Source organism: Roseateles chitinivorans (assembly GCF_050632235.1).
GTDB lineage: Bacteria > Pseudomonadota > Gammaproteobacteria > Burkholderiales > Burkholderiaceae_C > Roseateles > Roseateles chitinivorans_A.
The window spans coordinates 4,969,012-4,995,157 of sequence record NZ_CP192584.1; the positions used below are offsets into that span (position 1 = coordinate 4,969,012).

Annotated in this window: 21 protein-coding genes; 10 read left to right on the forward strand and 11 right to left on the reverse strand. The window is 70.9% G+C overall.

Translation table 11 applies throughout. From position 1 onward, the window contains the following. Positions 1-98 precede the first annotated feature (98 nt). The 3 genes from ACQ859_RS22635 to ACQ859_RS22645 form a co-directional block, all read right to left on the reverse strand. Complete coding sequence (locus ACQ859_RS22635; protein WP_431262862.1) at positions 99-1,133, reverse strand: acyltransferase family protein; 1,035 nt, start codon at positions 1,131-1,133, stop codon at positions 99-101. Continuing rightward, the gene (locus tag ACQ859_RS22640; protein ID WP_431266629.1) at positions 1,130-2,335 is read right to left on the reverse strand and encodes a pyridoxal-dependent decarboxylase, exosortase A system-associated; all 1,206 of its coding nucleotides are present in this window, start codon (positions 2,333-2,335) and stop codon (positions 1,130-1,132) included. The genes ACQ859_RS22635 and ACQ859_RS22640 overlap by 4 nt, the downstream gene beginning before the upstream one ends. A 132-nt stretch (positions 2,336-2,467) precedes the next feature. Continuing rightward, entirely contained in the window at positions 2,468-4,072 is a 1,605-nt protein-coding gene (locus ACQ859_RS22645; protein ID WP_431262863.1) for an acyl-CoA ligase (AMP-forming), exosortase A system-associated, read from the reverse strand. A gap of 118 nt (positions 4,073-4,190) precedes the next feature. On the opposite strand from ACQ859_RS22645, the gene ACQ859_RS22650 reads away from it, so the two are divergent. The 9 genes from ACQ859_RS22650 to ACQ859_RS22690 are packed head-to-tail and all read left to right on the forward strand — an operon-like array spanning position 4,191 to position 13,608. Continuing rightward, entirely contained in the window at positions 4,191-4,442 is a 252-nt protein-coding gene (locus ACQ859_RS22650) for an acyl carrier protein (RefSeq protein WP_431256399.1), read from the forward strand. Positions 4,443-4,469: 27 nt separating this feature from the next. Then, positions 4,470-5,390, forward strand: coding sequence for a hydrolase 2, exosortase A system-associated (locus ACQ859_RS22655; protein ID WP_431262864.1), 921 nt, complete (start codon positions 4,470-4,472; stop codon positions 5,388-5,390). Then, a complete protein-coding gene (locus ACQ859_RS22660; RefSeq protein ID WP_431262865.1) occupies positions 5,387-6,271 on the forward strand; it encodes a hydrolase 1, exosortase A system-associated in 885 nt (294 codons plus the stop codon). The genes ACQ859_RS22655 and ACQ859_RS22660 overlap by 4 nt, the downstream gene beginning before the upstream one ends. 40 nt (positions 6,272-6,311) lie before the next feature. Next, positions 6,312-7,124 carry a hypothetical protein gene (locus ACQ859_RS22665; RefSeq protein ID WP_431262866.1) on the forward strand — a complete coding sequence of 271 codons (813 nt, stop codon included), beginning with the start codon at positions 6,312-6,314 and terminating at the stop codon, positions 7,122-7,124. Positions 7,125-7,140: 16 nt separating this feature from the next. Continuing rightward, a complete protein-coding gene (locus ACQ859_RS22670; RefSeq protein WP_431262867.1) occupies positions 7,141-8,361 on the forward strand; it encodes a DegT/DnrJ/EryC1/StrS family aminotransferase in 1,221 nt (406 codons plus the stop codon). A 10-nt stretch (positions 8,362-8,371) separates the two neighbouring features. Next, complete coding sequence (locus ACQ859_RS22675) at positions 8,372-9,700, forward strand: glycosyltransferase (protein WP_431262868.1); 1,329 nt, start codon at positions 8,372-8,374, stop codon at positions 9,698-9,700. Beyond that, a complete protein-coding gene (locus tag ACQ859_RS22680) occupies positions 9,697-10,821 on the forward strand; it encodes a GNAT family N-acetyltransferase (RefSeq protein ID WP_431262869.1) in 1,125 nt (374 codons plus the stop codon). The genes ACQ859_RS22675 and ACQ859_RS22680 overlap by 4 nt, the downstream gene beginning before the upstream one ends. After that, on the forward strand, positions 10,818-12,272 hold the full coding sequence (locus tag ACQ859_RS22685) for a lipopolysaccharide biosynthesis protein (protein WP_431262870.1): 1,455 nt from the start codon (positions 10,818-10,820) through the stop codon (positions 12,270-12,272). The genes ACQ859_RS22680 and ACQ859_RS22685 overlap by 4 nt, the downstream gene beginning before the upstream one ends. Next, positions 12,265-13,608 (forward strand): 3-deoxy-D-manno-octulosonic acid transferase, encoded by a 1,344-nt coding sequence (locus ACQ859_RS22690; RefSeq protein WP_431262871.1) that lies wholly within the window; start codon positions 12,265-12,267, stop codon positions 13,606-13,608. Before ACQ859_RS22685 ends, ACQ859_RS22690 begins: the two co-directional genes overlap by 8 nt. Before the next feature lie 130 nt (positions 13,609-13,738). On the opposite strand, the gene ACQ859_RS22695 is transcribed toward ACQ859_RS22690, so the two are convergent. After that, positions 13,739-14,917, reverse strand: a complete 1,179-nt coding sequence (locus ACQ859_RS22695) for a glycosyltransferase WbsX family protein (protein ID WP_431262872.1) — start codon at positions 14,915-14,917, stop codon at positions 13,739-13,741. A gap of 17 nt (positions 14,918-14,934) precedes the next feature. Next, complete coding sequence (locus ACQ859_RS22700; RefSeq protein WP_431262873.1) at positions 14,935-16,026, reverse strand: hypothetical protein; 1,092 nt, start codon at positions 16,024-16,026, stop codon at positions 14,935-14,937. Between the two features lie 223 nt (positions 16,027-16,249). Between ACQ859_RS22700 and ACQ859_RS22705 the strand changes: the two genes are divergently transcribed. Next, positions 16,250-17,914 (forward strand): asparagine synthetase B family protein, encoded by a 1,665-nt coding sequence (locus ACQ859_RS22705; protein ID WP_431262874.1) that lies wholly within the window; start codon positions 16,250-16,252, stop codon positions 17,912-17,914. Positions 17,915-17,975: 61 nt separating this feature from the next. Here the strand turns inward: ACQ859_RS22705 and ACQ859_RS22710 are convergent, their stop codons facing one another. From ACQ859_RS22710 to ACQ859_RS22735, 6 genes are all read right to left on the reverse strand, one after another. Next, on the reverse strand, positions 17,976-19,241 hold the full coding sequence (locus ACQ859_RS22710; protein WP_431262875.1) for an ATP-binding protein: 1,266 nt from the start codon (positions 19,239-19,241) through the stop codon (positions 17,976-17,978). A gap of 222 nt (positions 19,242-19,463) precedes the next feature. Continuing rightward, positions 19,464-20,426 carry a polysaccharide deacetylase family protein gene (locus ACQ859_RS22715; protein WP_431262876.1) on the reverse strand — a complete coding sequence of 321 codons (963 nt, stop codon included), beginning with the start codon at positions 20,424-20,426 and terminating at the stop codon, positions 19,464-19,466. Continuing rightward, positions 20,426-21,742: a putative O-glycosylation ligase, exosortase A system-associated gene (locus ACQ859_RS22720; protein ID WP_431262877.1), complete on the reverse strand. Its 1,317-nt coding sequence runs from the start codon at positions 21,740-21,742 to the stop codon at positions 20,426-20,428. Before ACQ859_RS22720 ends, ACQ859_RS22715 begins: the two co-directional genes overlap by 1 nt. Further along, entirely contained in the window at positions 21,735-22,937 is a 1,203-nt protein-coding gene (locus ACQ859_RS22725) for a glycosyltransferase family 4 protein (RefSeq protein ID WP_431266630.1), read from the reverse strand. Before ACQ859_RS22725 ends, ACQ859_RS22720 begins: the two co-directional genes overlap by 8 nt. A gap of 6 nt (positions 22,938-22,943) precedes the next feature. Then, positions 22,944-24,224, reverse strand: a complete 1,281-nt coding sequence (locus tag ACQ859_RS22730) for a glycosyltransferase family 4 protein (protein ID WP_431262878.1) — start codon at positions 24,222-24,224, stop codon at positions 22,944-22,946. Beyond that, positions 24,221-26,137 carry an XrtA/PEP-CTERM system amidotransferase gene (locus ACQ859_RS22735; protein WP_431262879.1) on the reverse strand — a complete coding sequence of 639 codons (1,917 nt, stop codon included), beginning with the start codon at positions 26,135-26,137 and terminating at the stop codon, positions 24,221-24,223. The genes ACQ859_RS22730 and ACQ859_RS22735 overlap by 4 nt, the downstream gene beginning before the upstream one ends. Positions 26,138-26,146: the final 9 nt, after the last annotated feature.

Here is a 26,146-nt window from a genome sequence, read left to right on the forward strand (position 1 = left end):
GACTGCAAGGGGAAGCGCGCATTGTCTCCGCCCCGGCAACGACACGCCGCATGCCCCGCTTCGCGTTTCGCGTTTCGCGCTCGGTGTCGCCGTCCGCCTCAGCCGCCGGCGGGTGCCGGTGACGACGCCTGCCGCCGCGCACGATAGCGGTCGCGGATCCAGCGCATCCCCGGCTGCTCCACGAGGGTGGTGAGGCCATACGCCAGCACCGCCGACAGCGCCATCGTCAGCGCGATGGCGAGGTGCACCTCGACACCCCAGGACTCCAGCCGGCGCAACACCGCCCAGCCGATGTTCTCGTGCAGCAGGTACAGCGTGTACGAGATCGCCCCCAGCCACAGCAGCACCGGATGCTCCAGCCAGGTCCAGCGTCCGCGCGCCGCGCCGAACAGCACCGCGTAGAACGCCGCCGCCAGCGCCGCGAGGCCCCAGTCCTCGACCACGCCGATCACGAGCATCGCCGCCGCCGCCAGCGCCCAGTCCCAGGCGGAACCCGCGTCCCGGCGACTCAGGCGGTAGACCGTCACGCCGAGCGCGAACCAGCAGAGGTAGGGCAGCAGCAGCCAGCGCTGCCCGACCCACGGCAGGTCGACGCCCCAGAAGGTCTTCGCCGCCGCGTAGACCAGCCGCAGCGCCAGGCACGCGAACAGGAAGTGCCGCAGTCCCGCCGCGCCGCCGACGCGGAAGCTCAGCAAGGCCCAGGCGTAGAACAGCAGTTCGACTTCCAGTGTCCAGTACACGCCGTCGACATGCGCCACGCCGAAGAAGCCCTGCACCATCGTCACGTTGACCAGCAGCACGTCCCAGCCGACGGTCTTGCCGGGCAGCCCGATCGCATGGGTCAGCGCGAAGGTCAGCACGATCGCGCCCCAGTACGCCGGGTAGAGCCGGCTGAAGCGCGAGACCACGAAGTCCATCGGCCGCGCGGTGCGCTCCAGCGTCATGAAGATGACGAAGCCGCTGATCATGAAGAACAGGTTCACGCCCAGGTACCCGTACGGGAACGAGACCGCCGGCGGCTGCGCGTGGCCGAAGAGCTGGTCGTAGCGCGTCGTGTAGTGGAACAGCACCACCGCCAGCGCCGCGATGCCGCGCAGGGCATCGAGCTGCGCCAGACGCGGAGCGGAACTCACACCAGGACCTCCGCCGCGCCCGGATGGCTCAGGAAGCCCTGCGGGCTGGCCGTGATGCCGTAGGCACCGGACTGGAAGACGACGACCAGGTCGCCCGGCTCGGCGTGCGACAGCGTCATGCGCTCGCCCAGCAGGTCCAGCGGCGTGCACAGCGGTCCGACCACGGACACGCCCGCCTCGGGCTCGCCGCCGATGCGGTTGCCGATGGCGACCGGATAGTTCTTGCGGATCACCTGGCCGAAGTTGCCGGAGGCCGCCAGGTGGTGATGCAGGCCGCCGTCGGTGACGAGAAAGACCTGACCCCGGGAGACCTTGCGGTCGACGACGCGGCACACGTAGACGCCGGCCTCGCCGACCAGGTAGCGGCCGAGCTCGACCACCAGCTTCGCCTGCGGCAGCTCGACCGCGGCGCGCTCGATCAGCGCGGCCAGGTTGGCGCCGATGCTGGTCAGGTCCAGGCGCTGCTCGCCCGGGAAATACGGAATGCCGAAGCCGCCGCCGAGGTTCAGCACCTTCACCGGCGCCGGTGCGTCCTTCGCCAGCCGCAGCGCGAGCTCGAAGCTCTTGAGCTGCGCCTCGACGATGGCCTCGGGCTTCAGGTTCTGCGAACCGGCGAAGAGGTGGAAGCCCTCGAAACCGAGACCCGCCTCGCCGATGCGCGCGAGCAGCGCCGGCACCTGCTCGGCATCGACGCCGAACTGCTTGGGACCGCCGCCCATCTTCATGCCCGAGGACTTCAGCTCGAAGTCCGGATTGACGCGCACCGCGACGCGTGCCGCGTAGCCGGTCTCCGCGCACAGCGTGCGCAGCAGCTCGACCTCGCGGAAGGATTCGATGTTGATCAGGATGCCGGCGGCCAGCGCCTGCTTCAGTTCCAGCGCGCTCTTGCCGGGACCGGCGAAGCTGATCTCGCGCGGATCGGCGCCGGCATCGAGCGCGACCTGCAGCTCGCCGGCCGAGGCGACGTCGATGCCGTCCACCAGCGTCGCCAGGTGCGCCACCAGCACCGGCATCGGGTTGGCCTTCATCGCGAAGTGCAGCTCGAGCTTCGCGGGCATCGCGGCGCGGAGTTCCTCGACACGGCGCGTCAGCAGCGCGCGGTCGTAGGCGTAGAACGGCGTGCGGCCGACGCGGTCCGCGAGCCGCGCCAGCGACTGGCCGCCGATCTGCAGCACGCCGTCGCGCGCGGTGAACTGGTCCATGGGCGCATGTTGCGGCGCGGCCTTGACGGGCGCGGCGGAGGTCTTGTCGTCGTTGCTCACGGGATTCGTCACCGGTTCTTCAGCAGGGTTTCAGCGGGTATTCAGCGTGTGTTCGGCGTGTGTTCGGCGGGTTCACTGCGCTTCCTGCTTCGCCACCCATTCGGTGCTCAGCAGCTTGCGATCGATCTTGCCGTTGGGGTTGCGCGGCAGCGGGCCGGCCGTCGCCTCGATCCCGGCGGGGATCATGTACGCCGGCATGCGGGCCTTGCACTGCGCCAGCAGCGCGGCGCCGTCGAGCGCGTCGGCACCGGCCGGCGGCGTCGCGATCACCTGGATCGTCTGACCCAGCGTCGCGTGGTCCACGCCGAAGGCCACGCATTCGCCCACCAGCTGTGTCGCGTACAGGATCTCCTCGACCTCGGTCGGGCTGACGCGATAGCCGGAGGTCTTGATCATCTCGTCGCGCCGGCCGATGAAGTACAGGAAGCCCTCGGCGTCCTGGCGCACGTTGTCGCCGGAGAAGACCGCGTACTCGGGCAGCTGCAGACCGGACTCCCGGCCGGCCGCGCCGGACGGCAGCAGCTTGTAGCGCTCGGCCGTCTTCTCGGCGTCGTTCCAGTAGCCCAGGCCGACCAGCGCGCCGCGGTGCACCAGCTCGCCGGGCTCGTCCGGCGCGCAGGGCGTGCCGTCTTCGCGCAGCACCAGGATCTCGGCGTTCGGGATCGCCTTGCCGATCGAGTCGGGCCGGCGGTCGACCTCTTCCGGCGGCAGGTAGGTCGAGCGGAAGGCCTCCGTCAGGCCGTACATCAGGAAGGGCTTCGCCGACGGCACGCGCTGGCGCAGCAGGTTCAGCGTCTCGCGCGGCATGCGGCCGCCGGTGTTGGCGAAGTAGCGCAGCTGCGCGTCGATCGGCGCCGGCCATTCCAGCTGCGCGAGCTGGATGTACAGCGGCGGCACCGCCGTCAGGCCGGTGATGCGGTCGCGCTCCAGCGCCTTGAGCACGTCGCGCGGCATCAGGTAGTTCAACAGCGACACCGACGCGCCCGCGTGGAAGGCCGTCGTCAGCTGGCTGAAGCCGGCATCGAAGGACAGCGGCAGCGCCGCGAGCAGGCGATCCTCGGGACGGTTGCCGAGGTAGCTGGCGACGCTCTTCGCGCCGGCCACCATGTTGCGGTGCGACAGCACCACGCCCTTGGGCCGGCCGGTGGAGCCGGAGGTGTAGAGGATCGCCACCATGTCGGTGTCGATGACGCGGTGCGCCGGCTGCGCCGGCGCGTCCAGCAGGTCGCTGTAGCGGACCCAGCCGTCCGGGACTGCATCCGGCGCAGGATCCACCACCACGACGTGCCGCACCGACGGGCACTGCGCCAGCACCGGCTGCAGCGACGCGAAGCGGTCCCGCGAAGTGATCAGCACGCGCACGTCGCAGTCGCGCACGATGAAGCCGACCTGCTCGGGCTTCAGGATCGGGTTGACCGGCACGAACACGCCGCCCGCCGCAGGCGCGGCGAAACTGGCGACCACCGTCTCCAGCCGCTTGTCCAGGTAGATGCCCACGCGCTCTGCCCGTGCCAGGCCCAGCGAGAGCAGGCCGTGGGCCAGCGCCTCGACCTGCGTGGCCAGTTCCGCATACGTCAGCGACCGGGCGCCGTCGCGCAGCGCCGGGGCCGCCGGATCGCGTTCGGCGCTGTGCCGGATCAGGTGCGGAAGCAGGTGGCTGTCGATGGCGGCGGTCATGAAAAAGTATCTCACGCGGCCCCCTGGCAATCCCTCACGATGCCGGGAAGATCCCCTTGGGATGAGGGGGCGCCTCAGGGGTTCCCAGAGGGGGCCCCAGTTAAGATCCGCCCCGACCATGAACACCCAACAACACCTGCTCGCCATCCTCGACGACGTCCTCAGCCTGGAGGGCCGCGCCAAGGCCTTCACCGTCGACACCGCGCTGCTGGGCGCGATCCCGGAGCTCGACTCCATGGCGGTCGTCAGCCTGATCACCGCGCTCGAGGAACAGTTCGGCATCGTCGTCGACGACGACGAGATCGACGGCGCCACCTTCGCCACCGTCGGCGCGCTGCTGGACTTCGTGAACGGCAAGCTCGCCGCCTGACGGGCGCGACCGCCGCGCCCCTTCGCCATGGCCGCCTCCACGCCGTCCACGCCAGCCACGGCCCCCGTGCCGTTCTTCCTGGATGACGGCGCCGGCGGCCAGCGGCTGTGCGTCCACTACCCGCCCGCCGCTGCCGCGACCGGGGAAACGGCGCCGCGCGGCCAGATCCTGCTCCTGCCGCCGTTCGCGGAGGAGATGAACAAGTCCCGCCGCATGACCGCCCTCGCCGCGCGCGCGTTCGCCGCCGCGGGCTTCGAGGTCCTGACGATCGACCTGCTCGGCTGCGGCGACAGCAGCGGCGACTTCGGCGACGCCGCCTGGGGCCTCTGGCAAGACGACGTGCGCCTGGCGCTCGACTGGCTCGATGCCCGTGCCCTGCCCGGCACCGACGGCATGAAGCCGCCGCTGTGGCTGTGGGGCCTGCGCGCCGGCGCGTTGCTGGCGCCGGCGGCTTTCGAGGCGTTGACCGACCGGCCATTGAACCTGCTGCTCTGGCAGCCGTTGACCGCCGGCAAGCTCCAGCTTCAACAGTTCATGCGCCTGCGCGTCGCCGCCGACCTGATCGGCGGCCAGGCGAAAGGCGCCGTGCAGGCGATGCGCGACCAGCTCGCCCGCGGCGAACCGGTCGAGATCGCCGGTTACCTGCTTGCGCCCGCGCTGGCCGAAGGCCTCGAGTCCGCCCAGCTGAAGCCGTCGGCGCGCGTGCGCCGCATCGCCTGGCTGGAGCTGTCGACGCGCGAGGACGCGACGCTCACCCCCGCCGCGACGATGGCCGTCGACGCCTGGACTGCGCAAGGCGCGGCGGTGCGCGCCGCCGTCTGCCAGGGTCCGTCGTTCTGGGCCGCCATCGAGATCGAGGAAGCCCCGCGCCTGATCGAGGCCAGCCTCGCCGCGCTCACCGCCGATGCGGACTTCGCGACCCGGCCGGTCGAGGCGGAGGCCGCATGAACACGCTGATCACGCCGCTCAAGCCCGCGCATCGCGACAGCGTGCTGCGTGCCGACTGCGACGGCCAGACGCTGGTCGGCCTGTTGAGCGAACCGGTCCTCGCCGCCTCCGATACCGGCGTGCTGCTGATCGTCGGCGGCCCGCAATACCGCGTGGGCAGCCACCGCCAGTTCACGCTGCTGGGCCGCGCGCTGGCCGGCGCCGGCGTGCCCTGCCTGCGCCTGGACTACCGCGGCATGGGCGACGCGCAGGGGGACCAGCGCGACTTCGAGCAGGTCGACGCCGACATCGCCGCCGCGATCGACGCCTGGCAGCGCGAACATCCATCGCTGAAGCGCGTGGTCCTCTGGGGTCTGTGCGACGCCGCTTCCGCCGCGCTGCTGTACGTGCATCGCCGCCGCGACCCGCGCGTGGCCGGCCTGTGCCTGGCCAACCCCTGGGTCCGCACCGCGACCAGCCTGGCCCGCGCGCAGGTCAAGCACTACTACCTCGACCGGCTGCGCCAGCCGGCCTTCTGGCGCAAGCTGCTGAGCGGCCGCGTGGGCCTGGGCGCCGTGCGCGAGCTGCTGGGCAAGCTGGCACAGAGCCGCGCGCCGGCGCCCGCCGCGGACACCCGCCACTACACCGAGCAGATGGCCGACGGCCTGCGCGCCTTCGGCGGCCCGGTGCTGCTGATCCTGTCGGGCGACGATGTCTGCGCCCGCGAGTTTCAGGACCGCTGCCGCGACGGCGGCCCCGCCTGGCAGGGCCTGCTGAACCGTCCCGGCCTGCGCCGCGAAGACCTGCCCGACGCGGACCACACCTTCTCGACCGCCGCCTGGCGCGCCCACGTCGAACGGCTGACCGCCGAGTTCGTGCGCGGCGTGCCGGCCGTCGCCTGATCGCCCGCCCGGCCCTCCCCGGCCTCACCGGAGCCCCGCCATGTCCCTCCCCGCTTCCCACCGCGCCCTTCGCGCCTCCTGGCGCCCCCTGGTGCTGGCCCTGGCTGGCGCCGTCGCCGCCCATGCCGCCGTCGCGCAGGGGATCGGCTGCGGCGGACTGGCCAACAACTACGGCCCGTTCGACTACCGCCAGTACAAGGACATGCCGGAGATCGATCCGGTGACCAAGCAGATGTCGCCGCTGCAGATGGTGGAGGGGGCCCACTTCATCGACACCTGCGAGGCGCTGGTCAAGTGCAAGCGCGGCAGCATCGGCAGCGACATCGACTACACGCTGCGCGCCTTCCCGAACCACCACCGCGCGCTGGTCTCGATGATGCTCTACGGCGAGCGCACCAAGCGCGACCAGCCGCCCGAGGCGCTGTTCACCGTCGACTGCTATTTCAAGCGCGCGCTGACCTGGAAGTCGGACGACATCATCGTGCGACTGATCTATGCCGGGTTCCTGAACGGCAAGGGCAAGGCCGCCGCCGCCAAGGAGCAGCTGGAGGCCGCCAACAAGCTGGCCGCGGCCGGCGACAACCCGTTCTCGGTCTACAACGTCGGCATGGTCGCGATGGACCTCAACGAGGTCGACCTGGCCGTCGACGCCGCGCGCCGCGCCTACGGCGCCGGCATGACGCACCCGATCCTGCGCCAGCGCCTGATGGCGATCAACCGCTGGCCCGCCGACGTCCGCCTGCCGGGGGACGCCGCGTCGGCGCCCGAGTCCGCGCCCGCCTCCCCGCCGGCCACCCCGCCCGCCGGTTCGGCGCAGGCGGCATCGACCGCGTCGGCCACGTCCGGCCGCTGACCGGGAGGCCGTCGACTTGACCCCGCCGCCCATCCTGTCCGCGCCGAGGCTGCCGGTCATCGGCTGGCGCACCTTCGCGGGCGCCGCGCACGTCGACCAGCACAGCCTGCTCGACCATCCGCGCCACCTGCCGACCACCAGCGGCCGCGCCGCGATCCTGCTCGCGCTGGAATGCCTGCACGTCGGTCCCGGCGACCTGGTGCTGCTGCCGACCTACCACTGCCCGACGATGGTCTCGCCGGTGAAGACGCTCGGTGCGGACGCGGCCTTCTATCCGATCGACGAGCACGGCGCGCCGCGCCTGGACTGGCTCTCGGCCCACGTGCCGGCCGCGACGAAGGCGCTGCTGGTGCCGCACTACTTCGGGCTGCCGCAGCCGATGGAAGCGGTGCGGGCCTGGTGCGACGCCCGCGGCATCGCGCTGATCGAGGATTGCGCGCACGCGATGTTCGGACGCGCCGGCTCGCGGCCGATCGGCGCGTGGGGCGACGTCGCCATCGCCAGCCTGACCAAGTTCTTCCCGACACCCGAAGGCGGCATCCTCGCGCTCAACCGTCCCGGGCTGACGATGCCGGCCCTGACGCCGGCCTCGCGCATCGAGCAGGTCAAGGCGGGCGCCGACATCCTGCACATGGGCGCCACGCACGACCGCCTGACCGGCCTGAACCGGCTGATCCGCGGTGCGTTCACGCTCAAGAGCGCCCTGCGCCGTCTGGTGAAGGGCCCGGCCGCCGGCGCGCAGGCCAAGCCGAGCCGCCACGGCGAGCTCGACGAGGCCGAGGAGATCGATGCCAACATGGCGTTGATCGACCTGCCGCTGTCGCACCGCGCGCTGACGCAGGCCAGCGGCTGGATCTCGCGGCGCGTGCCGCGCCGTCGCATCGTCGACGCACGCCGGCATCACTACGCCTTCTTCACCGAAGCATTCTCCCGGCGCGACGGCGTGCGTCCGCTGCTGCCGACGCTGCCGGCGGACTGTGCGCCCTATGTCTTCCCGCTGTGGGTGCGCACGCCCGATCCGGGCTACGCCGAGATGCGCAAGCTCGGCGTGCCGGTGTCGCGCTGGGACCGCCTGTGGCCCGGCGTGCCGGCGCTGCCCGGCGATACCGGCAAGTCGTGGTCGCACCACGTGCTGCAGCTCGCCTGCCACCAGGACCTCACCGAGGCGGACCTGCGCCGCATCGTCGAGCAGGTCGAGCGCCTGTTCATCACCCCCGCCGCCGCGCCCGCGCGCTGAAGGCCCGGCGATGCGGCGCGTGCTCATGGTCTCCTTCCAGTTCCCGCCGATGGCGGGGACCAGCGGCGTGCAGCGCGCGCTGCGCTTCGCGCAGCAGCTGCCCGCCTCGGGCTGGACGCCGAGCGTGCTGACCGCGCATCCCCGCGTGCATGCGCAGACCGGTACGGACCTGGTCGAGGAGATCCCGGCGGACCTGGTCGTGCGTCGTGCCTTCGCGCTGGACGCCGCGCGGCACCTGTCGATCGCGGGCCGCTATCCCGGCTTCCTCGCGCGCCCGGACCGCTGGCACAGCTGGCTGCTCGGCGCCGTCCCGGCCGGCCTGAAGCTGATCCGCGAGACGCGCCCCGACGCGATCTGGAGCACCTATCCGATCCCGACGGCTCACCTCGTCGGCTATTGGCTCTCCAGGCTCAGCGGCCTGCCCTGGGTGGCCGACTTCCGCGACCCGATGGCCCACGACGGCTACCCCGCCGATCCGGTGCTGTGGCGCAGCTTCGCGGCGGTGGAGCGCCAGGTCTTCGCGCGCGCCGCGCGCTTCACCTTCACGACGCCCGGCGCCGCCCGCCTCTACGCGAAACGCTTCCCCGCCGCCGCCGACCGGATCCGCGTGATCGAGAACGGCTACAGCGAGGACGCGTTCCGGCAGGCAGAGCAGACCTTGGCCGTTGCAGGCTGCGCAGGACGCGCACGCGCGGCCGCCGACGCCTCCGATGCTGGCGACACCACCGTGGCGCGCAGCACCGGCCCGCGCGTGCTGCTGCACAGCGGCGTCATCTATCCGGACTGGCGCAGCCCGGTGCGGCTGTTCGAGGCGCTCGCCGCCGCGAAGGCCGAGGGCCGCATCGATGCCTCGCGGCTGCGGCTGCGGCTGCGCGCGACGGCGCATGACGACTTCGTCCGCGCGCTCGCGTCGCGCCTGGGCGTGGCCGATCTGGTCGAGATCGCGCCGCCGGTTCCCTATGCCGAGGCCCTGGCCGAGATGCTGCGCGCGGACGGCCTGCTGCTGCTGCAGTCGAACGACTGCAACGACCAGATCCCCGCCAAGGCCTATGAATACCTGCGCGCGCGCCGGCCCGTGCTGACGCTGGCCGATCCGGCCGGCGACACCGCGCAGCTGATGCGCCGCGCCGGCCTGCCGCACAACGCGGCGCTGGAAGACGGTCCCGGCGTCGCCGCCGTGCTCGACCGCTTCCTCGACGACCTGTTCCACGGCCGTGCCGCGCTGCCCGCGCCGCCGGCCATCGCCGCGGCCTCGCGCGAGTCCCGCACCGGCGAACTCGCCCGCGTGCTCGACGAGGCCTGCGCCCCCCAGATGCCTACCGCCGAGGCGCGACCATGACCCCGACGACCCCGACTTCCCCGCCTCCCGCCAGCGCGCTGCGCTGGTCCCTGATCGCACTGCCCGATGCGGCCGCCTTCGCGCCGCATGCCGCCGCGTGGGACGCGCTGCAGGCGCGTGTCGCCGGCCTGCCCTTCCTGGAGAGCGCTTTCCTCGCGCCGCTGCTGGGCGTCTTCGGCACGGGCCGCGAGCGGCTCGCGCTGCTCGGCGATCCGAAGGCGCCTCGCGCCGCCGCGATCGTGACGCCCGCCGGCACCGCCCAATGGGCCACCTTCCAGCCGTCGCAGCTGCCGCTGGGCGCCTGGTTGAGCCCGGCCGGCGAGGCGCTCGAACCGCTGGCCGACGGCCTGCTGCGCGCGCTGCCGCTGCCCGCCCTCGCGCTGGGCCTGACGCAGATCGACAGCCTGTTCCACCCGCGCCCCGCCGACGGCACGCGCTGGCGCGGCCAGGACTACATCGACACCGCCTGGGTCGACCTGACCGGCGACTTCGAGACCTACTGGGAAGCGCGCGGCAAGAACCTGCGCACCAACCTGAAGAAGCAGCAGAAGAAGCTGGACACCGCCGGCACCGTCACGCGGCTGGAATGCCTGACGCGGCCCGAGGACGTCGCTCCCGCGCTGACGCAGTACGGACGCCTCGAGGCCAGCGGCTGGAAGGGCTCCGAGGGCACGGCGATCGCGCCGGGTCATCCGCAGTACGAGTTCTATCGCGCGATGCTGGAAGGCTTCGCGCGCGCCGGCCGGGTCCGGCTGTACCAGTACTGGTTCGACGACGCCGTCGTCGCGATGGACCTGTGCATCGAGTCCGGCGGCAAGATCGTGATCCTGAAGACCGCCTACGACGAGGCGCACAAGGCCGTGTCGCCGTCGACGCTGATGCGCCAGCTGCAGTTCCAGCAGCTGTTCGACGCGGCGGCGGCCGGCGGTCCGATCCGCCGCATCGAGTTCTACGGCAAGGTCATGGAATGGCACACCCGCTGGACCGCGGACGCGCGGCCGGTCTATCACGCCACGCTGTACCGCTGGGGCTGGGTGCCGGCGCTCAAGCGCCTGCTGCGCGGCGATGACGCGACGCCGTCCGGGGATGCGGCCCCCAAGACGGAAGAAGCCCCGGCATGAGCAAGAGCCCGTCCGTGCGCGGCGCGCTGGCCTGGTCCTTCGCCGAGCGCTACCTGAGCCTGCTGATCACCGTGCCGACCACGATGATCCTGGCCCGGCTGCTGACGCCGACGCAGGTGGGCGTCTATTCGCTGTGCGCGGTGGTCACCAACCTGGCGTCCATCCTGCGGGACTTCGGCGTCAGCGAGTACATCATCCAGGAGCGCGAGCTCGATCGAGAGAAGCTGCGCAGCGCCTTCACCATCACGCTGATGATGGCCTGGAGCATCGCGCTGGTGATCCTCGGCGGCCGCTTCCTGCTGGCCGACTGGTACCACGAGCCGCTGCTGGCGGACCTGCTGCTGGTGCTCAGCCTCAACTTCGTGATGCTGCCGCTGGCGTCGCCGTCCTTCGCGCTGCTCAACCGCGAGATGGCCTTCCACAAGGTCTTCATCGTGCAGGTCTGCGCGAACGCCGCCAACTCGGCGACCAGCATCGCGCTGGCCTGGAGCGGCCATGGCGCGATGAGCCTGGCCTGGGGACCGGTCGCCGGCATCGCGGTGCAGGTGGCGATCCTCGTCTGGCTGCGGCCGCGCGATGCGCTGCTGATGCCGCGCCTGCGCGGCGCGGGCCGCCAGTTGCGCTTCGGCGCGATGTTCACCGGCTCGCGGCTGGTGGAATCGGGCTCCCGCAACGGCCATGAGCTGATCATCGGCAAGGTCTTCGGCTTCACCTCGCTGGGACTGTTCAGCCGCGCCACGGGGCTGATCGACCTGCTCGGCCAGACGGTGAGCTCGGCCATCCTGCGCGTCGCGACGCCCGCGCTCGCGGCGGACCATCGCGCCGGGCACAGCCTGGTCGGTCCGTATGCGAAGGGCACCGCCATCTTCACCGGCATTGCGTGGCCCTTCATGGCCGGCGTGGCGCTGATGTCGGGCGACATCATCGCGCTGCTGTTCGGCGCGCAGTGGCACGCCGCCGCGCCGCTGGCCACCCTGCTCGCGCTGGCGGGCCTGCCCTACGCGCTGACGATGCTCGCGCCCAACGCGCTGGCCGCCACCGGCCAGATCCGGCGGCGGCTGTCGGTGGCGCTCTGGTACGGACCGACCCATCTGGCCTGCGTCGGCCTGGCCGCCTTCTGGAACCTGTACGCGGTGGCGGCGGTGTTCGTCATCGGCAACCTGGTGCAGGTCGCGATGTACACGCGCCACCTGACCGAAGTGCTGAAGGCCACGCCGCGCGAGCTGTTCGCGCCCAGCTGGGTCAGCGTGCAGCTGACGCTGGGCTGCTGCGCCGGCCTCGGGCTGGCGCAATTCATCGCCTACGAATTGAGCCTGCCGCTGATCCCCCGCATCGCCCTGTGCACGGTCGCCGGCGCCGGCGCGTGGCTGGCCAGCGCCGCGCTGCTGCGGCATCCGGCGATGACCGAGGTCCGCCGCGCCCTGACCCATCTGCGGAGCCGCCATGCCTGAGCTGACACCGTCCCTGGCCGCGCCCGCCACGCCCGCGCCGGTCCGCCCCGGCGAGACCTTGCGCTGGGCGATGTTCCGCGCGCTGGAGCGCCTCAGCGACCTGCGCGGCAACAACACGCTGGGCGCGTTCTCGCTGACGCCGGCCGACGCCTCGGGCCCGGCGCTGTGGTTCTACGTGACCACGATCGGCGAACTCAACGCGGTCGCGCCGATGATCGAATGGCTGATCGCGCAGCGGCCCGACCTGCGACCGGTGCTGATCACCGAGCATCCGCACTACCGCGACGCCTACCTCGCGCGGCTGCCGCAGGCGGTGGTCTGCACCAGCCGCGGCCACAGCGCCGACGCAAGCCGGCTCGCGCGCCTGCTGCCGCCGGCCATGCTGGCGGTGGCGGAGATCCCCTGCCTGCCGTCGGAGGCGCCCTGCCGCTTCTCCTACGCCTTCCTGCGCGAGGCGCGCCGCCACAACGCGGCGACGCTGATGCTCAACGGCTGGCTGTACCACTACGACCCGCCGGCCCGGCTCGACCAGATCGAGCGACGGTTGCTGGCGCGCGACTTCCTCCAGGCCTTCGACGTGCTGTGCGTGCAGGACGCCGAGACCGCGCGGCAGCTCGAGGCGCGCGGCGCGCCGCGCGAGCGGCTGCAGGTGACGGGCAACATGAAGTTCGACGCGATGCGGCGCGCCGACTGGGGCGTGGAACAGGCCACGCGCAGTCCACGCCTGCTCGGCCACCTGCTCGCATCGGCCCGGCCCATCGTGGTCGGCGGCTGCGTCACCGAGCTGCAGGAACAGCAGCAGGTGCTGGGCGCGTTCGAGCGCCTGCGCCGCACGCATTCGGACGCGCTGCTGATCCTGGCACCGCGCCATCCGGAGAACCTCGAGCGCATGGGCGCGCTGCTGGCGCAGCTCGGCGAGGCGGGCCTGCGGGTCACAAGGCGTTCGCAGATCGAGGACGCGCCGCTCGCAGGCGAGGTGCAGTGCCTGGTGCTGGACACCGTCGGCGAGCTGCGCGACTTCTATGCGGCGGCGACCGTCGCGCATGTGGGCGTGGACCACAACGTGCTGGAACCGCTGGGGCTGAACAAGCCGCTCACCATCCGCGGCGGCTGGGACACGACCTATCCGTCGTATCCAGTCTACCGGCTGCTGCGCGATCGCGGCGTGCTGCACGAGTGCGACGACGAGGTCTCGATGAGCGACTACTGGCTGGCCGCGGTCGCACGCGCGCCGCGCATCGCGGATGACCTGCGGCGCACGGAAGAGGCACTGGCGTCGATGCGGGGCTCGGTGGCGCGGCATCAGGCGGCGTGCGCGGCACGGATCGGGCGCTGACCAGCCCGGCCCTTCGACTGCCAACGTCGGCGCGCTTGGCCGCCAAGGCGCAAGGCCCCGGCGTCAAGCGCCGAAACCTCGCGCCTTGCCGGCCCTGAACGACCGAGCATGTCGGGCCTTGGCCTTGGGGTCAGCCCTTGTGATTCAAGGCGTCGCGCGTCGCTTCCAGCAGCGTGCGGCCGTGGACCGCGTCGGGCTCGAGGTGGTTGCCTTCGGCCCACTCATTCCACGCGTTGATGAACACGACCTGCCGCTGCGGCGGCTGATGCTTGCGCGTCCACGCGAGCGCCGCCTCGAGCCAGCGCTTGTAGCGCTGCGGCGTGTTGTTCATCAGGATGGTCGCGCCGCCCGAGGAGCGTCGCGCGCTGTTGTCGAAGCCGGGGCTGACGCAGCGCAGGAACGGATAGTCCGGCGCCGGCTTGGCCAGCACGCCGTCGACCATGCGGTCGTAGTCGAAGAAGTTGTGCTGGCCGTAGGCCTTGGGCAGGAACCCCAGCTTCATCGCGAGCCTGGACTTCCAGCCGGTGAAGTGCTTGCCGCCCAGGCGCCGCCAGTCCGGCGCGAACTCGATCGACAGGTCCAGTCCGACCGCGCGCGGATCGGCGCCGGACCCGGTGCCGCTCCACTCGAACTGCGCCAGCGTCAGCTCGCCGACGCCCTCCTCGCGCGCGATGCGGCGCCAGGTCGCCAGCGTGCGTTGCGGATCGGGGAGGTGATCGACCTTGTAGACGATGAACAGCGGCTTGCCGTCGATGCGGATGTAGCGCGGATCACGGAAGTGAGGCAGCAGCGTGCGGATGTGGGCCTCGTCGTCCTCGTCCGAGTAGCGCTGCTCGATCAGCATCTCCCGGTCCTTGCCGTTCCAGGCGCGGGTCCAGTTCTCGTTGGCCCAGGCCAGGCAGTACGGGAAGTCGGGTTCGCCGCTGGCGCGGATCTCCTCGATCGGGCGCTCCATCAGGCGCTCGCCGGTGAACCAGTAGTGGTAGTAGCAGAAGCCGCCGATGCCGTGCTCGCGCGCCAGCTCGGCCTGCGCGGCGCGCGCCTCGGGGAGCCGCAGGTCGTAGAAGCCCAGCTCGCCCGGCAGGCGCGGCTGGTAGTGGCCGTCGAACAGCGGCTTGGCCTTGGCGACGTTGCGCCACTCGGTGAAGCCCTTGCCCCACCACTCGTCGTTCTGACGGAAGGGATGGAACTGCGGCAGCACGATGGCGATCGCGAGCGGGTGCTCCGCGGAGGAAGCCGGCGTCGACGATGCGGGCGCGTGTCCGTCCGCAGGGGCGCCGTCCGGCGTGGCGAGGGAATCGGGCGTCATGCGGTTCATCGGGACAATCAAGGGACGGGGGCTTGCAGCGCCTCGCGCCATTGGGCGGCGATGGCGCGCGTGGAGTAGTCGCGCTCGATGGCCGGCATCGCGGCGCGCGCGCGGGCGGCCAGCGGCGCCGGATCGGCGATGTGCTCGGCCAGCCGGCCCCAGTCGTCCAGCGCGCAATGCGCGCGCCAGGGCTGGTAGTCGGGCAAGGGGTCGGCCATCACCGGCACGCCCTGGGCCAGGGCCAGCAGCATGCGGTTGTTGCTCTTGGCCATCGTGAACGCGGTCATGCGGGTGGGCAGCAGCACCAGGTCCTGCTCGCCGAGCAGCGACAGGAAGTGCAGCCGGTCCCAGGGCCGGTAGCGGTGCGGGAAGGCGGCGCGGCCGAGCAGCTCGCGGTAGCGCTGCTCGGAGTTGCTGATGACGGTCAGCCGCAGCGGCTGCCATCGCGCGGCCTCCTCCAGCAGCGGGATCAGCGGCTCGAGTTCGGCCATGCCGCCGGTCGCGTAGGCGCTGCCGTGATTGCCGAACCACACCAGCTGCCGGGCGACCCGGCGCTGCGCGCGGTGCTCGCGCATTTCGCGCCAGGCGCGCCAGTGGCCGCCCCAGCGGCCAGGGTGCATGCGATGCGGCCAGGATTCGAAGTCACGCGCGGCGGCGGGCGTCTCGACCGGATCGCCGACGACGCGAACCGGCGCGGCGGCGCGCAGGTCGGGTGGCAGTTCCGCCTCCAGCAGCGGCTTCAGGCCCGGCGAGGACACGGTGAACAGCGCGAACAGCGGGAGCGCCTCGCGGTAGGCGCTCAGCAGCGCGGCCCGCGCGGGATCGCCGGACTCGTTGAGGAAGTAGTTGTCGAAGCTGTCCAGCACCAGCCGGACGCCGTGCGCGCGGGCCTCGGCCAGGCGCCGGGCACGGCCGCGCAGCGCGTCGGGCGAGCCCGCGTCGAGCAGCCATTTCGCCTGGACCACCAGCACGCCGTCGCGGGGCAGCGGCTGCGCATCCGACGCCGGATCCAGCACACGCGACGACAGGCCCGAGCGGCGCAGTTCGCGGCTCGGCATCAGGCAGCGCAGGCGCACGCCGGCGTAGGCCGGGTTCAGTGCGTGAGGCATCCAGTGAATCTGCAAACCGGCTCCAGGGTCCGCCTCCGACAGCGGGCAGGCCGCGATTGTGCGGCATGGTCGGAAGCCTCCCCGGAGGACGGCCCTCCAAGTGGGTGGGGTCGGGGACAGGCGTCGCGACTCAATTCCACGCCAGAATCCGGCGGGGGCGTTCCTCACCGCGAACCTCCCCCTTTTCCTGCCTCTTGGCCGCATCGCCGGTCCGTACACAACGATGACGACGAGCACCGCCACTTTCCTTTCCACGGGCCAGCCGGTCCTGCCGAGTCTCCCGACCGACGCCCCGGCCGCGCAACGCGACGCCGCATGGCAGACGCTGCTGTCGGCGAGCGATCCGGCACCGGCGCTGGCGCAGGTCGGCGGGCGCTTCTCGGTGGCGTGGCGTCAGCCCGGCGGGCGCACGCTGCTGGCGACGGACCGCTTCGGCATCGAGCCGCTGTGCTACCGCATCGTCGGCCACGAGCTGCAGTTCGCGACCCGCGCCGACGACCTGGCCGGCGACGACGTCGACCTCGATCCGCAGGCGCTGTTCGACTACCTCTACTTCCACGTGATCCCGTCGCCGCGGACGGTGTTCCGCAACATCTTCCGGCTGCCGCCGGGGCATGTGGCGATCTTCGAGCGCGGCGAGCTGCGCGTGACGCCGTACTGGACACCGACCTTCCGGGCCGACCCGGCGCCGAAGCTGGAAGACCTGAAGGTCGAGTTCAAGGAGATCCTGCAGCGCTCGGTGCAGCGGGCGATGCACGCGCCGGACGCCGCCTGCTTCCTGAGCGGCGGCACGGACAGCTCGACGGTCGCGGGCATGCTGAGCCGCGTCGCGGGACGGGCGCCGGACACCTACTCGATCGGCTTCGAGGCCGAGGGCTACGACGAGATGGCCTTCGCGCGCATCGCGGCCAAGCACTTCGGCTGCCGGCACCACGAGTACTACGTGACGCCCAAGGACCTGGTCGACGGGATCGCGAAGGTCGCGACGCATTACGACCAGCCCTTCGGCAACAGCTCGGCGCTGCCGGCCTACTACTGCGCCCGCCGCGCCTACGACAACGGCGTGCGGCACCTGCTGGCCGGCGACGGCGGGGACGAGCTCTTCGGCGGCAACACGCGGTATGCGAAGCAGACGGTGTTCTCCTGGTATGGCAACGTGCCGGGGCCGCTGCGGGACCTCGTGCTGCAGCCGGTGTTCGGCTCGCCGATCGGCAAGCTGCCGCTGCTGAAGAAGGGCGCGAGCTACATCGACCAGGCGCGCGTGCCGATGCCGGACCGGCTGCAGAGCTACAACCTGCTGACGCGGCTGGGCATGGGCGACGTGCTGGAGACGGACTTCCTGCGGCGCGTGGATCCGCTGGGTCCGCAGAAGCAGCAGCGCCAGGTGTGGAACGGGCTCAAGACCGGCAAGCTGGTCGACCGCATGCTGGCCTTCGACTGGCGCTACACGCTGGCCGACACCGACCTGCCCAAGGTCGTCGGCACGACGCGGCTCGCGGGGACCTCGGTCGGGTTCCCGATGCTGGACGACGAGCTGCTGGCCTTCTCCGAACGCCTGCCGGCGGACTACAAGCTCAAGGGACTGCAGCTGCGCTGGTTCTTCAAGGAGGCGCTGCGCGGCTTCCTGCCCGACGAGATCATCGTCAAGAAGAAGCAGGGCTTCGGCCTGCCCTTCGGCGTCTGGGCGACGCGCGACGCCAACCTGCGTGCACTCGCCGAGGATTCGTTGGGCAGCCTGTCCACACGCGGCATCGTTCGCCCCGAATTCATCCGGAGCCTGCTCAAGGAGCGGCTGCCGGAACACCCCGGGTACTACGGCGAGATGGTGTGGATCCTGATGATGCTGGAGCAGTGGCTGCGCGGACGGCGGCCGAACTACCGGGTCTGAGTCTCGTCGATCCGAGCCGCCCGAAGTTGCGAATCAGCGGCGGCATGAATTCAGCGGCAGGCTACGCGACTTCGGCTGCCTGCGCACGGGGCAGCAGGCTCGTCGGCGTCGGCGCGACGATGACGGGATCTCGCTCCAGAAGCCATTGCGCGAACTGACTCTCTTCCAGCGCATAGGGGCCATCACCGCGCCACACCAGCTTCGCCTGGCAAAGCCGCTGCAGCGCCATGTCGATGCTCGTCTCAGAAATCTCGGGCACGCAGTGGTCCGGGACCACCGACAGCATCGCCATCAAACGCTGCCTCGCAGCGGGGAAATAAGGACCGAACTCCAAGCCGTCCTCCGCCAACAATCGAAGCAATGCCTGGTCCAGCAGCTTCAACGGCCGAAGCCGGATGTAGAGCTTGCACTTCTCAGCCTCGATCTGCTCGCGAGCCAGGCACAGCAGCATTTGCTCCTGCATCTCCCTGCTGAGGTGCGCCATCGCCGCGGCCCCGCAACAGGCCTGATGAAAAGGTTCGGGCCGGCGCAGGCAGATCTCGAAAGCCCGCGCCATCGCGGAGAGCGAGGGCGTGAAACGGGGACCGTGAAGGCTGCGGGCCCACAGGAAGTAGTTCTCCTCCCACAGCGTCGGCAACACCTCCAGGGGCGCCATGTAGAACGCCTGATGCTTGTCACTGACCAGACATTGGATCTTCTCATTGTGAGAGCCCGTTGCGACGAAGCGGAACTTGAGTTTCCTGCGACCATTCAACTCGTCGCGGGCCGACTTGAGCATGTACAGCACATCGCGGCCCAGACTGGTCGCTTGCGTCTGCTGAACCTCGTCGACCACCAGCACCACGGTTTGCCCGGCACGATCGGACAAGCGTTCCAGCGATTCGCACAACGAAGGCTCGCGCTCGCCTCGCTCCTTCTTGAGTTCCCATTCGACCCCTGGCGCCCTGAAACGCGAGAGGCTGACGCGACCGAACGCGCGCCGCGCACGACTCTCGTGAGATAGCACGGCCTGATTGATCAGTTCAACAATCACTGCTCCCGGATCTTCGTTGCGCCTCCCCCAGAGATCCGCGTAAAGGACCAGCGCGCCGTACGCCTGCTCGAGCGCCGGCTTCAGGTCATGACGGATGAACGTCGACTTTCCGGTGCGGCGAGGGGCGGTCAGGAACAGCCCGGACGCATGGTGGTAGGACATCAACTCGGACGCCATCCGGCTGGCGAGTTCCGGACGACGAAAGATCGCCGGATCTGGCAGAACTCCGAAACGGGTATCGGGACGGGCGGCACCGCGAAAGCGGTCGAGAACACGATGGATCAGTTGCAGCATGGATCACCTCCAGACCACAAATTCTTGGCCCGTTCGAACCCGTCGAATTTCAGCGGAGGCGACGAAACGGGGTCAGTCGTTGCGCCGCGCCCACGAACCGGCGGGAATCTTTTGGGGGTGTTTGTCGGCCGACAACTGAAGTTCCATACCTGGAACTTTGCGTTCGGCACGCGGCAAATCACAGCCGCGAGCTGCGGCGGCACTCGATGGCGCCGGGCGTGTTCAGACGACCGCCGCGGGGCCACCCATGCGCGCGTTGCGCATCATCCGCGCCGCAAACATCGCGGTGGAGTTGCCCCACGGCGTGTAGCGCGGCAACTGGAACAGGTCGGCGCCCGGCAGCGCCACGCCGGGCGCGGTACTGACCGCCGCCTCGAAGCCGAGTTCCCGCAGCATCGCCGCGTGGCCCGCGTCGTAGTCGCGCACCGGCCGGCCGTTCGGATACGCGAAGCTGCGCACCGGCCGGCCCAGCAGCGCCGCGAGGTGGTCTCGCCCTGCCTGCACCTGCTCGCGGGCGCCGTCGGGCGACAGGGTCGTCAGTACCGTGTGGTCCACCGTGTGGCCGCCGATCTCGTGGCCCGCGTCGGCCAGCTGCTTCAGCTGCGTGTCGGTGAGCATCAGGTCGTCCGGCATCGGCCCGACCGGCCGCGCCGCCAGCATGCGCGCCAGCTGCGCGTCGCGCTCGTCCGGCGCCAGGTACTTCAGCTGCACCTGCAGCGCGGACACGGCCTTCAGCCGGTCCTCGGCCGTCGCGACCGGATGCACGCCCATGTCCACCGCCGACAGGTCCAGCACCGGCCCCGGCACGCGTCGCACGAACTCGACCACCGTGTCGCTGAACATGCGGCCGCCGTTCAGGTAGCCGGTCGCGATGAACACGGTCGCGCGCGCGCCATGTCGCGCGAGGATCGGATGCGCCACCGTCCAGTTGTCCGCGTAGCCGTCGTCGAAGGTGATGCACGCCGCGCGTGGCGGCAGACGGCCCTCGCGCAGCGCGAGCGCCGCGTCCGTCACCGTCATCAGCGTGAAGTGCCGGGCCAGGAAGGCCACCTGTGCCTCGAAACGCGCGGCGTCGATCTCGCCCGGCCGCATCGCGTCGGGTTCGGACAGCACGCGGTGGTAGATCAGGATGCTCAGCGCGGGCTCGCCGCGCGGCCAGCCCAGCAGGCTCAGCGACGCCAGCATCAGGTGCCTCCCCAGTACGGCGAATGCACGTCGCGCGGCGCCTGCCCCGCCGCGACGGCGGCCTGCTTGCGCCCCGCCACCTCCGCGGCGACGACACGGTTCACCACCACCACGATCAGCACCAGGTAGTACGGCAGGTCGAAGTAGACGAGACTCAGGAAGGCCCCGCCGGTCGCGTAGCCGATCAGCCCGACCTGGCACATCGCCGACAGGTCCCGCGCCCACTGCAGGTCCGGCATGTCCTTGGCCGCCCGGATGGTCGCGCCCGCCAGCCGCCAGGTCGCCGCGAAGATGCCGACGAAGATCGCCAGGCCGAAGAAGCCGTGCTCCCCCAGCGCCTGGAAGTAGATGCTGTGCGCCGTCAGCGGCACCGACGGATCCGGCGCGTACTTGGCGAACACCGCCGGTCCCGCGACCGTGAAGCCGCCGCCGAACGGGAACAGGTCCAGCGCCAGGCGCCAGGCCATCTGCCACGCGTTGATGCGCCCCATCGCCGACGAATCCTGGTCGTAGGTCTTGATGGTCTCCATCCGGTTGGTCCAGCTGTCCGGCATGAAGACGAAGATCAGCGGCAGCGCCACCAGCACGACCAGCGCCAGGGGCAGCTTGTTGCGGCTCTTCAGCCACATGAAGAAGGACATCGTCACGATCGCCAGGAAGGCGCCGCGCGACTGCGAGCCCACCGCCGAGGCCATGCACAGCAGCATGGACACCGTCGCCAGGTGGCGCTGCCAGGGCTTGGTCGCCTGCAGCTGCAGGTAGCGGATCAGCGGCACCGTCATGATGGTGGCCAGCGCCAGCGAGTTGTTGTCCTCGATGAACGAGCCCTCCGGCCCCCACACCCGCGCCGAGCCGCCCGACAGCACCGTGAACACGCCGCCCTTGATGCCGTAGTAGCCGATCGAGATCACCAGCACCAGCACCAGCCAGTCCAGGTCGCGCCGCCGCTTCACGACCAGCAGCGACACCAGCACCATCAGCAGCACCTTGAACGCCCGCGACCAGAAGTTCATCTCCTTGTCCGGATAGAACGAGAACAGCAGCGGCGACACGCCGATCCACAGGATCCAGATCGCCAGCAGGACGGTCACCGCGTTGACGGGGAACTTCACCAGCTTGTCGCGGTGGAACATCAGGCTCGCGAACAGCGCCAGCGCGATCACCATCGACCACGGCGCGTCGTGCGCGAAACCGTAGGCCAGCCGGTGCGGGTTCATCACCCCCATCCAGACCCAGCCCAGCACGCCCCACATGGGGTCCTTGAAGGTCTTGTAGATCAGGGCCAGGAACAGGCCCAGCATCAGCAGGTCACGCATGGCGCAGCTCCGGCGACCGACGCGCGGCCAGGATGCGGTGGAACAGGTCGAGCTGGCCCTGCGTGGTCGCATCCCAGCTGAAGCGCTCGGCATAGCGCCGCGTCGCCGCGCGGTCGCGGGGCGACGCGCGCAGGCGGCGCACCGCCTCGGCCACGCCGGCCGCGGTGCGCGCGGGCATCAGCTCGCCGGCCTCGGGGCTGGCCACGACCTCGGGGGTGCCCCACACATGGGACGCCGCCACCGGCGTGCCGCAGGCCATCGCCTCGAGCAGCACGTTGGCCCAGCCTTCCCGGCTCGACGCGAGCACCAGCGCGTCGACGCCGGCATAGACCTCGCGCAGCCGCGCCTGCGGCAGCGCCCCCAGGAAACGCACCCGCGACGTCACGCCCAGCGACTCGGCCAGGCGGCGCAGGGCGCCCTCCTCCGGGCCGGTGCCGGCGATCAGCAGGTCGACATCGGGCAGCTCGGCCAGCGCGCCGATGACCAGTTCATGGCCCTTGCGCTCGATCAGGTGACCGACCGAGGCGAGCGTGAAGCGACCCGCGGGGAGGCCCGACGCGGCGCGGGCCTCGTCGCGACCCGCCGGATGGAAGAGCGTCAGGTCCACGCCGTTGCGCAGCGCGGTGACCTTCGCGGGGTCCGCGCCCAGCGCCACCAGCTCGTCCTTGAGCGCCTCGCAGACGGTGATCATCGCGTCGGCCTGGTCGGCCGCACGCAGGATCAGCTTGCGCGGGAAGGCGTGCTGGGGGATCAGGTTGATGTCGGTGCCGCGCGCGGTGATCACCACCGGCTTGTCCAGCGCCTTCGCCACCATCACCGCGGCGACGCCGTCCGGATAGAAGTAGTGCGCGTCGATCAGGTCGAAGTCGTAGCCGCTCGCCTGCAGTCGCCGCGCGGCGCGCAGGAAGGTCCAGGCCAGCGTGTACGGCGCGCTGCTCATGCCGACCTTGGGCAGCCGCACGAAGCGCGGATGCGTGATGTCCAGGCCGTGACGCGATTCATGCGCCGGCGTCGCGGCGAACTTGCCGTACTCGCCGAAACGCTCGCCCTGGAGCGGAAACCACGGCACCGGCGCGATGACGCGCGACTCGGCCTGACCCGAGGCGATCAGGTGGCGCAGCCGGGTCTCCACGAAGATGCCGTGGCTGGGCATCACCGCGCTCGGGTACAGCGTCGAGAAGGTCAACAGCTTCAGCATGGCTCAGGCCTTCGCGTCCCCGGCGCGGGACGGCACCGCCGGCGCGCCGTCGACCGCGGGCGCGCCGGCGCCCGGCGCGACGGCCGCATGGGCGGCCTGCTGCGCCTCGCGGGCGCCCTGCCCGCTCTTCAAGGCCCGGCCCAGCGCGACCACGCGCGCGGCGTTGCCGTGCCAGGTCAGCTGCATCCGGCCGATCGTGGCGCGCGCGCCGTCGCCCAGGCGGCGGCGCAGGGCCGCGTCGGACGCCAGGCGCGCCAGCAGCACTTCCAGCGCGCCGGGCTGCGCCGGATCGAAGAGCAGCGCGTTGAGGTCGTCGTCCAGGACTTCCTCGATGTTGGGCTGGTTCGGCGCGACGATGGCCTTGCCCAGCGCCAGGTATTCGAAGAGCTTCAGCGGCGACGCGTACGCGACCACCGCCGGCTGCAGCGCGATGTCGAAGGCGGCCACATAGGCCGGCACCGCGTCGCGCGAGACCACGCCGGTGAAGCGCACCCGCTCGCCGAGCTTCAGCTCGCCGGCCAGCGTCTCCAGATCGGCCCGCGCCGGGCCGTCGCCGACCAGCAGCAGCCGCGCATTCGCGGGCGCCGCGTCCGTCGCCATCCAGCGGATCACGCGGTCCATGCCGTGCCAGTCGCGCACGAAGCCGGTGAAGCCCAGCACCAGCGCGCCCTCCCAGCCGAGCGTGCGCTTGGCGTCATCGGGCGACGGCGCCGCGTCGAAGTGTTCCTCGTTGATGCCGTTGGGGATCACGACCAGCCGGTCCTGCGGCACGCCGCGCGCGCTCACCATCGTGCCCAGCACCTGGGTCACCGGCAGCACCGCGTCGGCACCGCGCCAGACGGTGTCCTCGGCCCAGCGCGCCACGCGCGGCAACGCAAGGCCGCCGAACTTCGCGCGCTCGTCGACCAGCGGCGCGTTCACCTCCAGCAGCAGCGGCAGGCCCAGGCGCCGCTTGAGCATCAGCCCGCTCAGCAGGAAGAGGTTGTAGCGCTCGTAGATCAGGTCGGGCTGGAAGTCCCGGGCCGCCGCCGCCAGGCGCCGGTAGGCCACCAGCGAGTAGGCCAGCTCCAGCAGCTCGTAGACGAACTTGGGCAGCTTCGCGCGCAGGCGGTGCACCCAGCCGGTGTCGTCGCCCATCTTGGCCTTGTCCTCGGGCGCCGACTCGCCGCCGGGCGCGACCACGCGCACCTCGTGGCCGAGCGCGCGCAGCGAGCCGATCATCTCCTCGATGTGGACCGCCTGGCCGTCCTTGGATGCGGTGCGATGGTGATAAAGGATCTTCACGCGGCCTCTCGCATCGACGTCGCGCCCATCACGTTGCGCAGGAACGCGTCGTACATCAGCAGCGTCCACAGCGGCGTGCTGTGATCGCGGCTGCCGTTCTCGTGCTGCTCGACCATCTGGCCGACGGTCTTGAGATCGAACATGCCCGAGTCGGCCAGCGGGCCGCCCAGCAGCGAGTTCCTCACGCGTTGGCGCAGCGGGCCGCGGAACCAGCGGGACAGCGGCACGGCGAAGCCCATCTTGGGCCGGTACAGCACGTCGTTGGGCAGATGCGGTTCGAGCGTCTTCTTGAACAGGTACTTGCCCTCGCCGCCGCGCAGCTTCAGATGCGACGGCAGCGTCGCCAGCCATTCGACCAGCGGGTGGTCCATCAGCGGCTCGCGCACCTCCAGCGAGTGCGCCATCGACGCGCGGTCGACCTTGGTGTTGATGTCGCCGACCAGGTAGGTGTGCGTGTCGATGTACTGGATCAGCGCCAGCGGATCGTCGGTGTTGGCGCGCTCCGCGTGCCGCAGGAACAGGTCGCGCGCGTTGTAGCCGCCGAGTTCCGACTTGAAGCGCGCGCTGTACAGCGGCATGCGCTCGTTGTCGCGGATCACGGACATGGTGTGGAAGTAGGCCTCCACCGAGTTGCGGGCCAGCGCCTGGAAGGTGGTCTTCGCGCGGAACACGCGCGGCGCCCAGTCCGCCTTCGGATAGAGCCGGCCCAGCGTGCCGAACAGCGGCTTGCGCAGCCCCAGCGGCAGGCTGGCGCGCATGCGCTCCTCCATCATGTGCAGCTTGTAGCGGCGGTAGCCGCCGAAGCTCTCGTCGCCGCCGTCGCCCGACAGCGCCACCGTCACGTGCTTGCGCGCGAGCTGGCAGACGCGGTAGGTCGGGATCGCGGAGCTGTCGGCATAGGGTTCGTCGTAAAGACGCGCCAGCGTGTCGATCAGGTCGAAGTCGTCGCTCTGGACGGTCTCGACGTGGTGCTCGGTCTGGTAGCGGTCGGCCACCATCTGCGCGAATTCGGATTCGTTGTACTGCGGGTCGTCGAAGCCGATCGAGCAGGTCTTCACCGGCCCGTTGGTCTCGCCGGCCATCATCGCGACGACCGCGCTCGAGTCCACGCCGCCCGACAGGAAGGCGCCCAGCGGCACTTCGGAGATCAGCCGCAGCTTGACCGCCTCGCGCAGGCGGCGGGTCAGTTCTTCCTGCGCCTGGACTTCGTCGATCTTGTTGTCGGTCGTGAAGTTGACGTCCCAGTAGCGGCGCGGCTGGCCCAGCGGCTCGCCACGCTTGATGACCAGCGTGTGGCCTGGCGGCAGCTTCAGCGCCTGACGGAAGATGGTGCGCGGCTCGGCGACATAACCCAGCGCGAAGTACTCCTCCACCGCCTGCGGGACGATGTCGCGCTTCATGGCCGGATGCGCGAGCAGCGCCTTCAGCTCGGAGCCGAAGACCAGCGTGCCGTCGTCCAGCAGCGCGTAGAACATCGGCTTCACGCCGAGGCGGTCACGCGCCATGAAGAGCTGGTCGCGCGCCTTGTCCCAGACCACGAAGGCGAACATGCCGCGCAGCTTCTGCACGCAGTCCTCGCCCCAGGCGGACCAGGCGTGCACGATGGCCTCGGTGTCGCTCTTGGTCTGGAACTGGTAACCCAGCGCGGTCAGCTCCGCGGTCAGCTCGCGGTAGTTGTAGATCTCGCCGTTGAAGACGATGCCCACCGAATGGTCCGCGTTGAACAGCGGCTGCTGGCCGGTCGCGATGTCGATGATGGACAGCCGGCGGTGGCCGAAGGCCAGCCCCGGCTGCAGATGGATCGAGCCCTCATCGGGCCCGCGGTGGTGCAGCGAGTCGTTGATGCGATGCATCAGCGCGCCGTCGAAGTCGCGCCGCCCCCGGGTATCGAAGAGTCCGCTGATTCCGCACATGGTCGATTT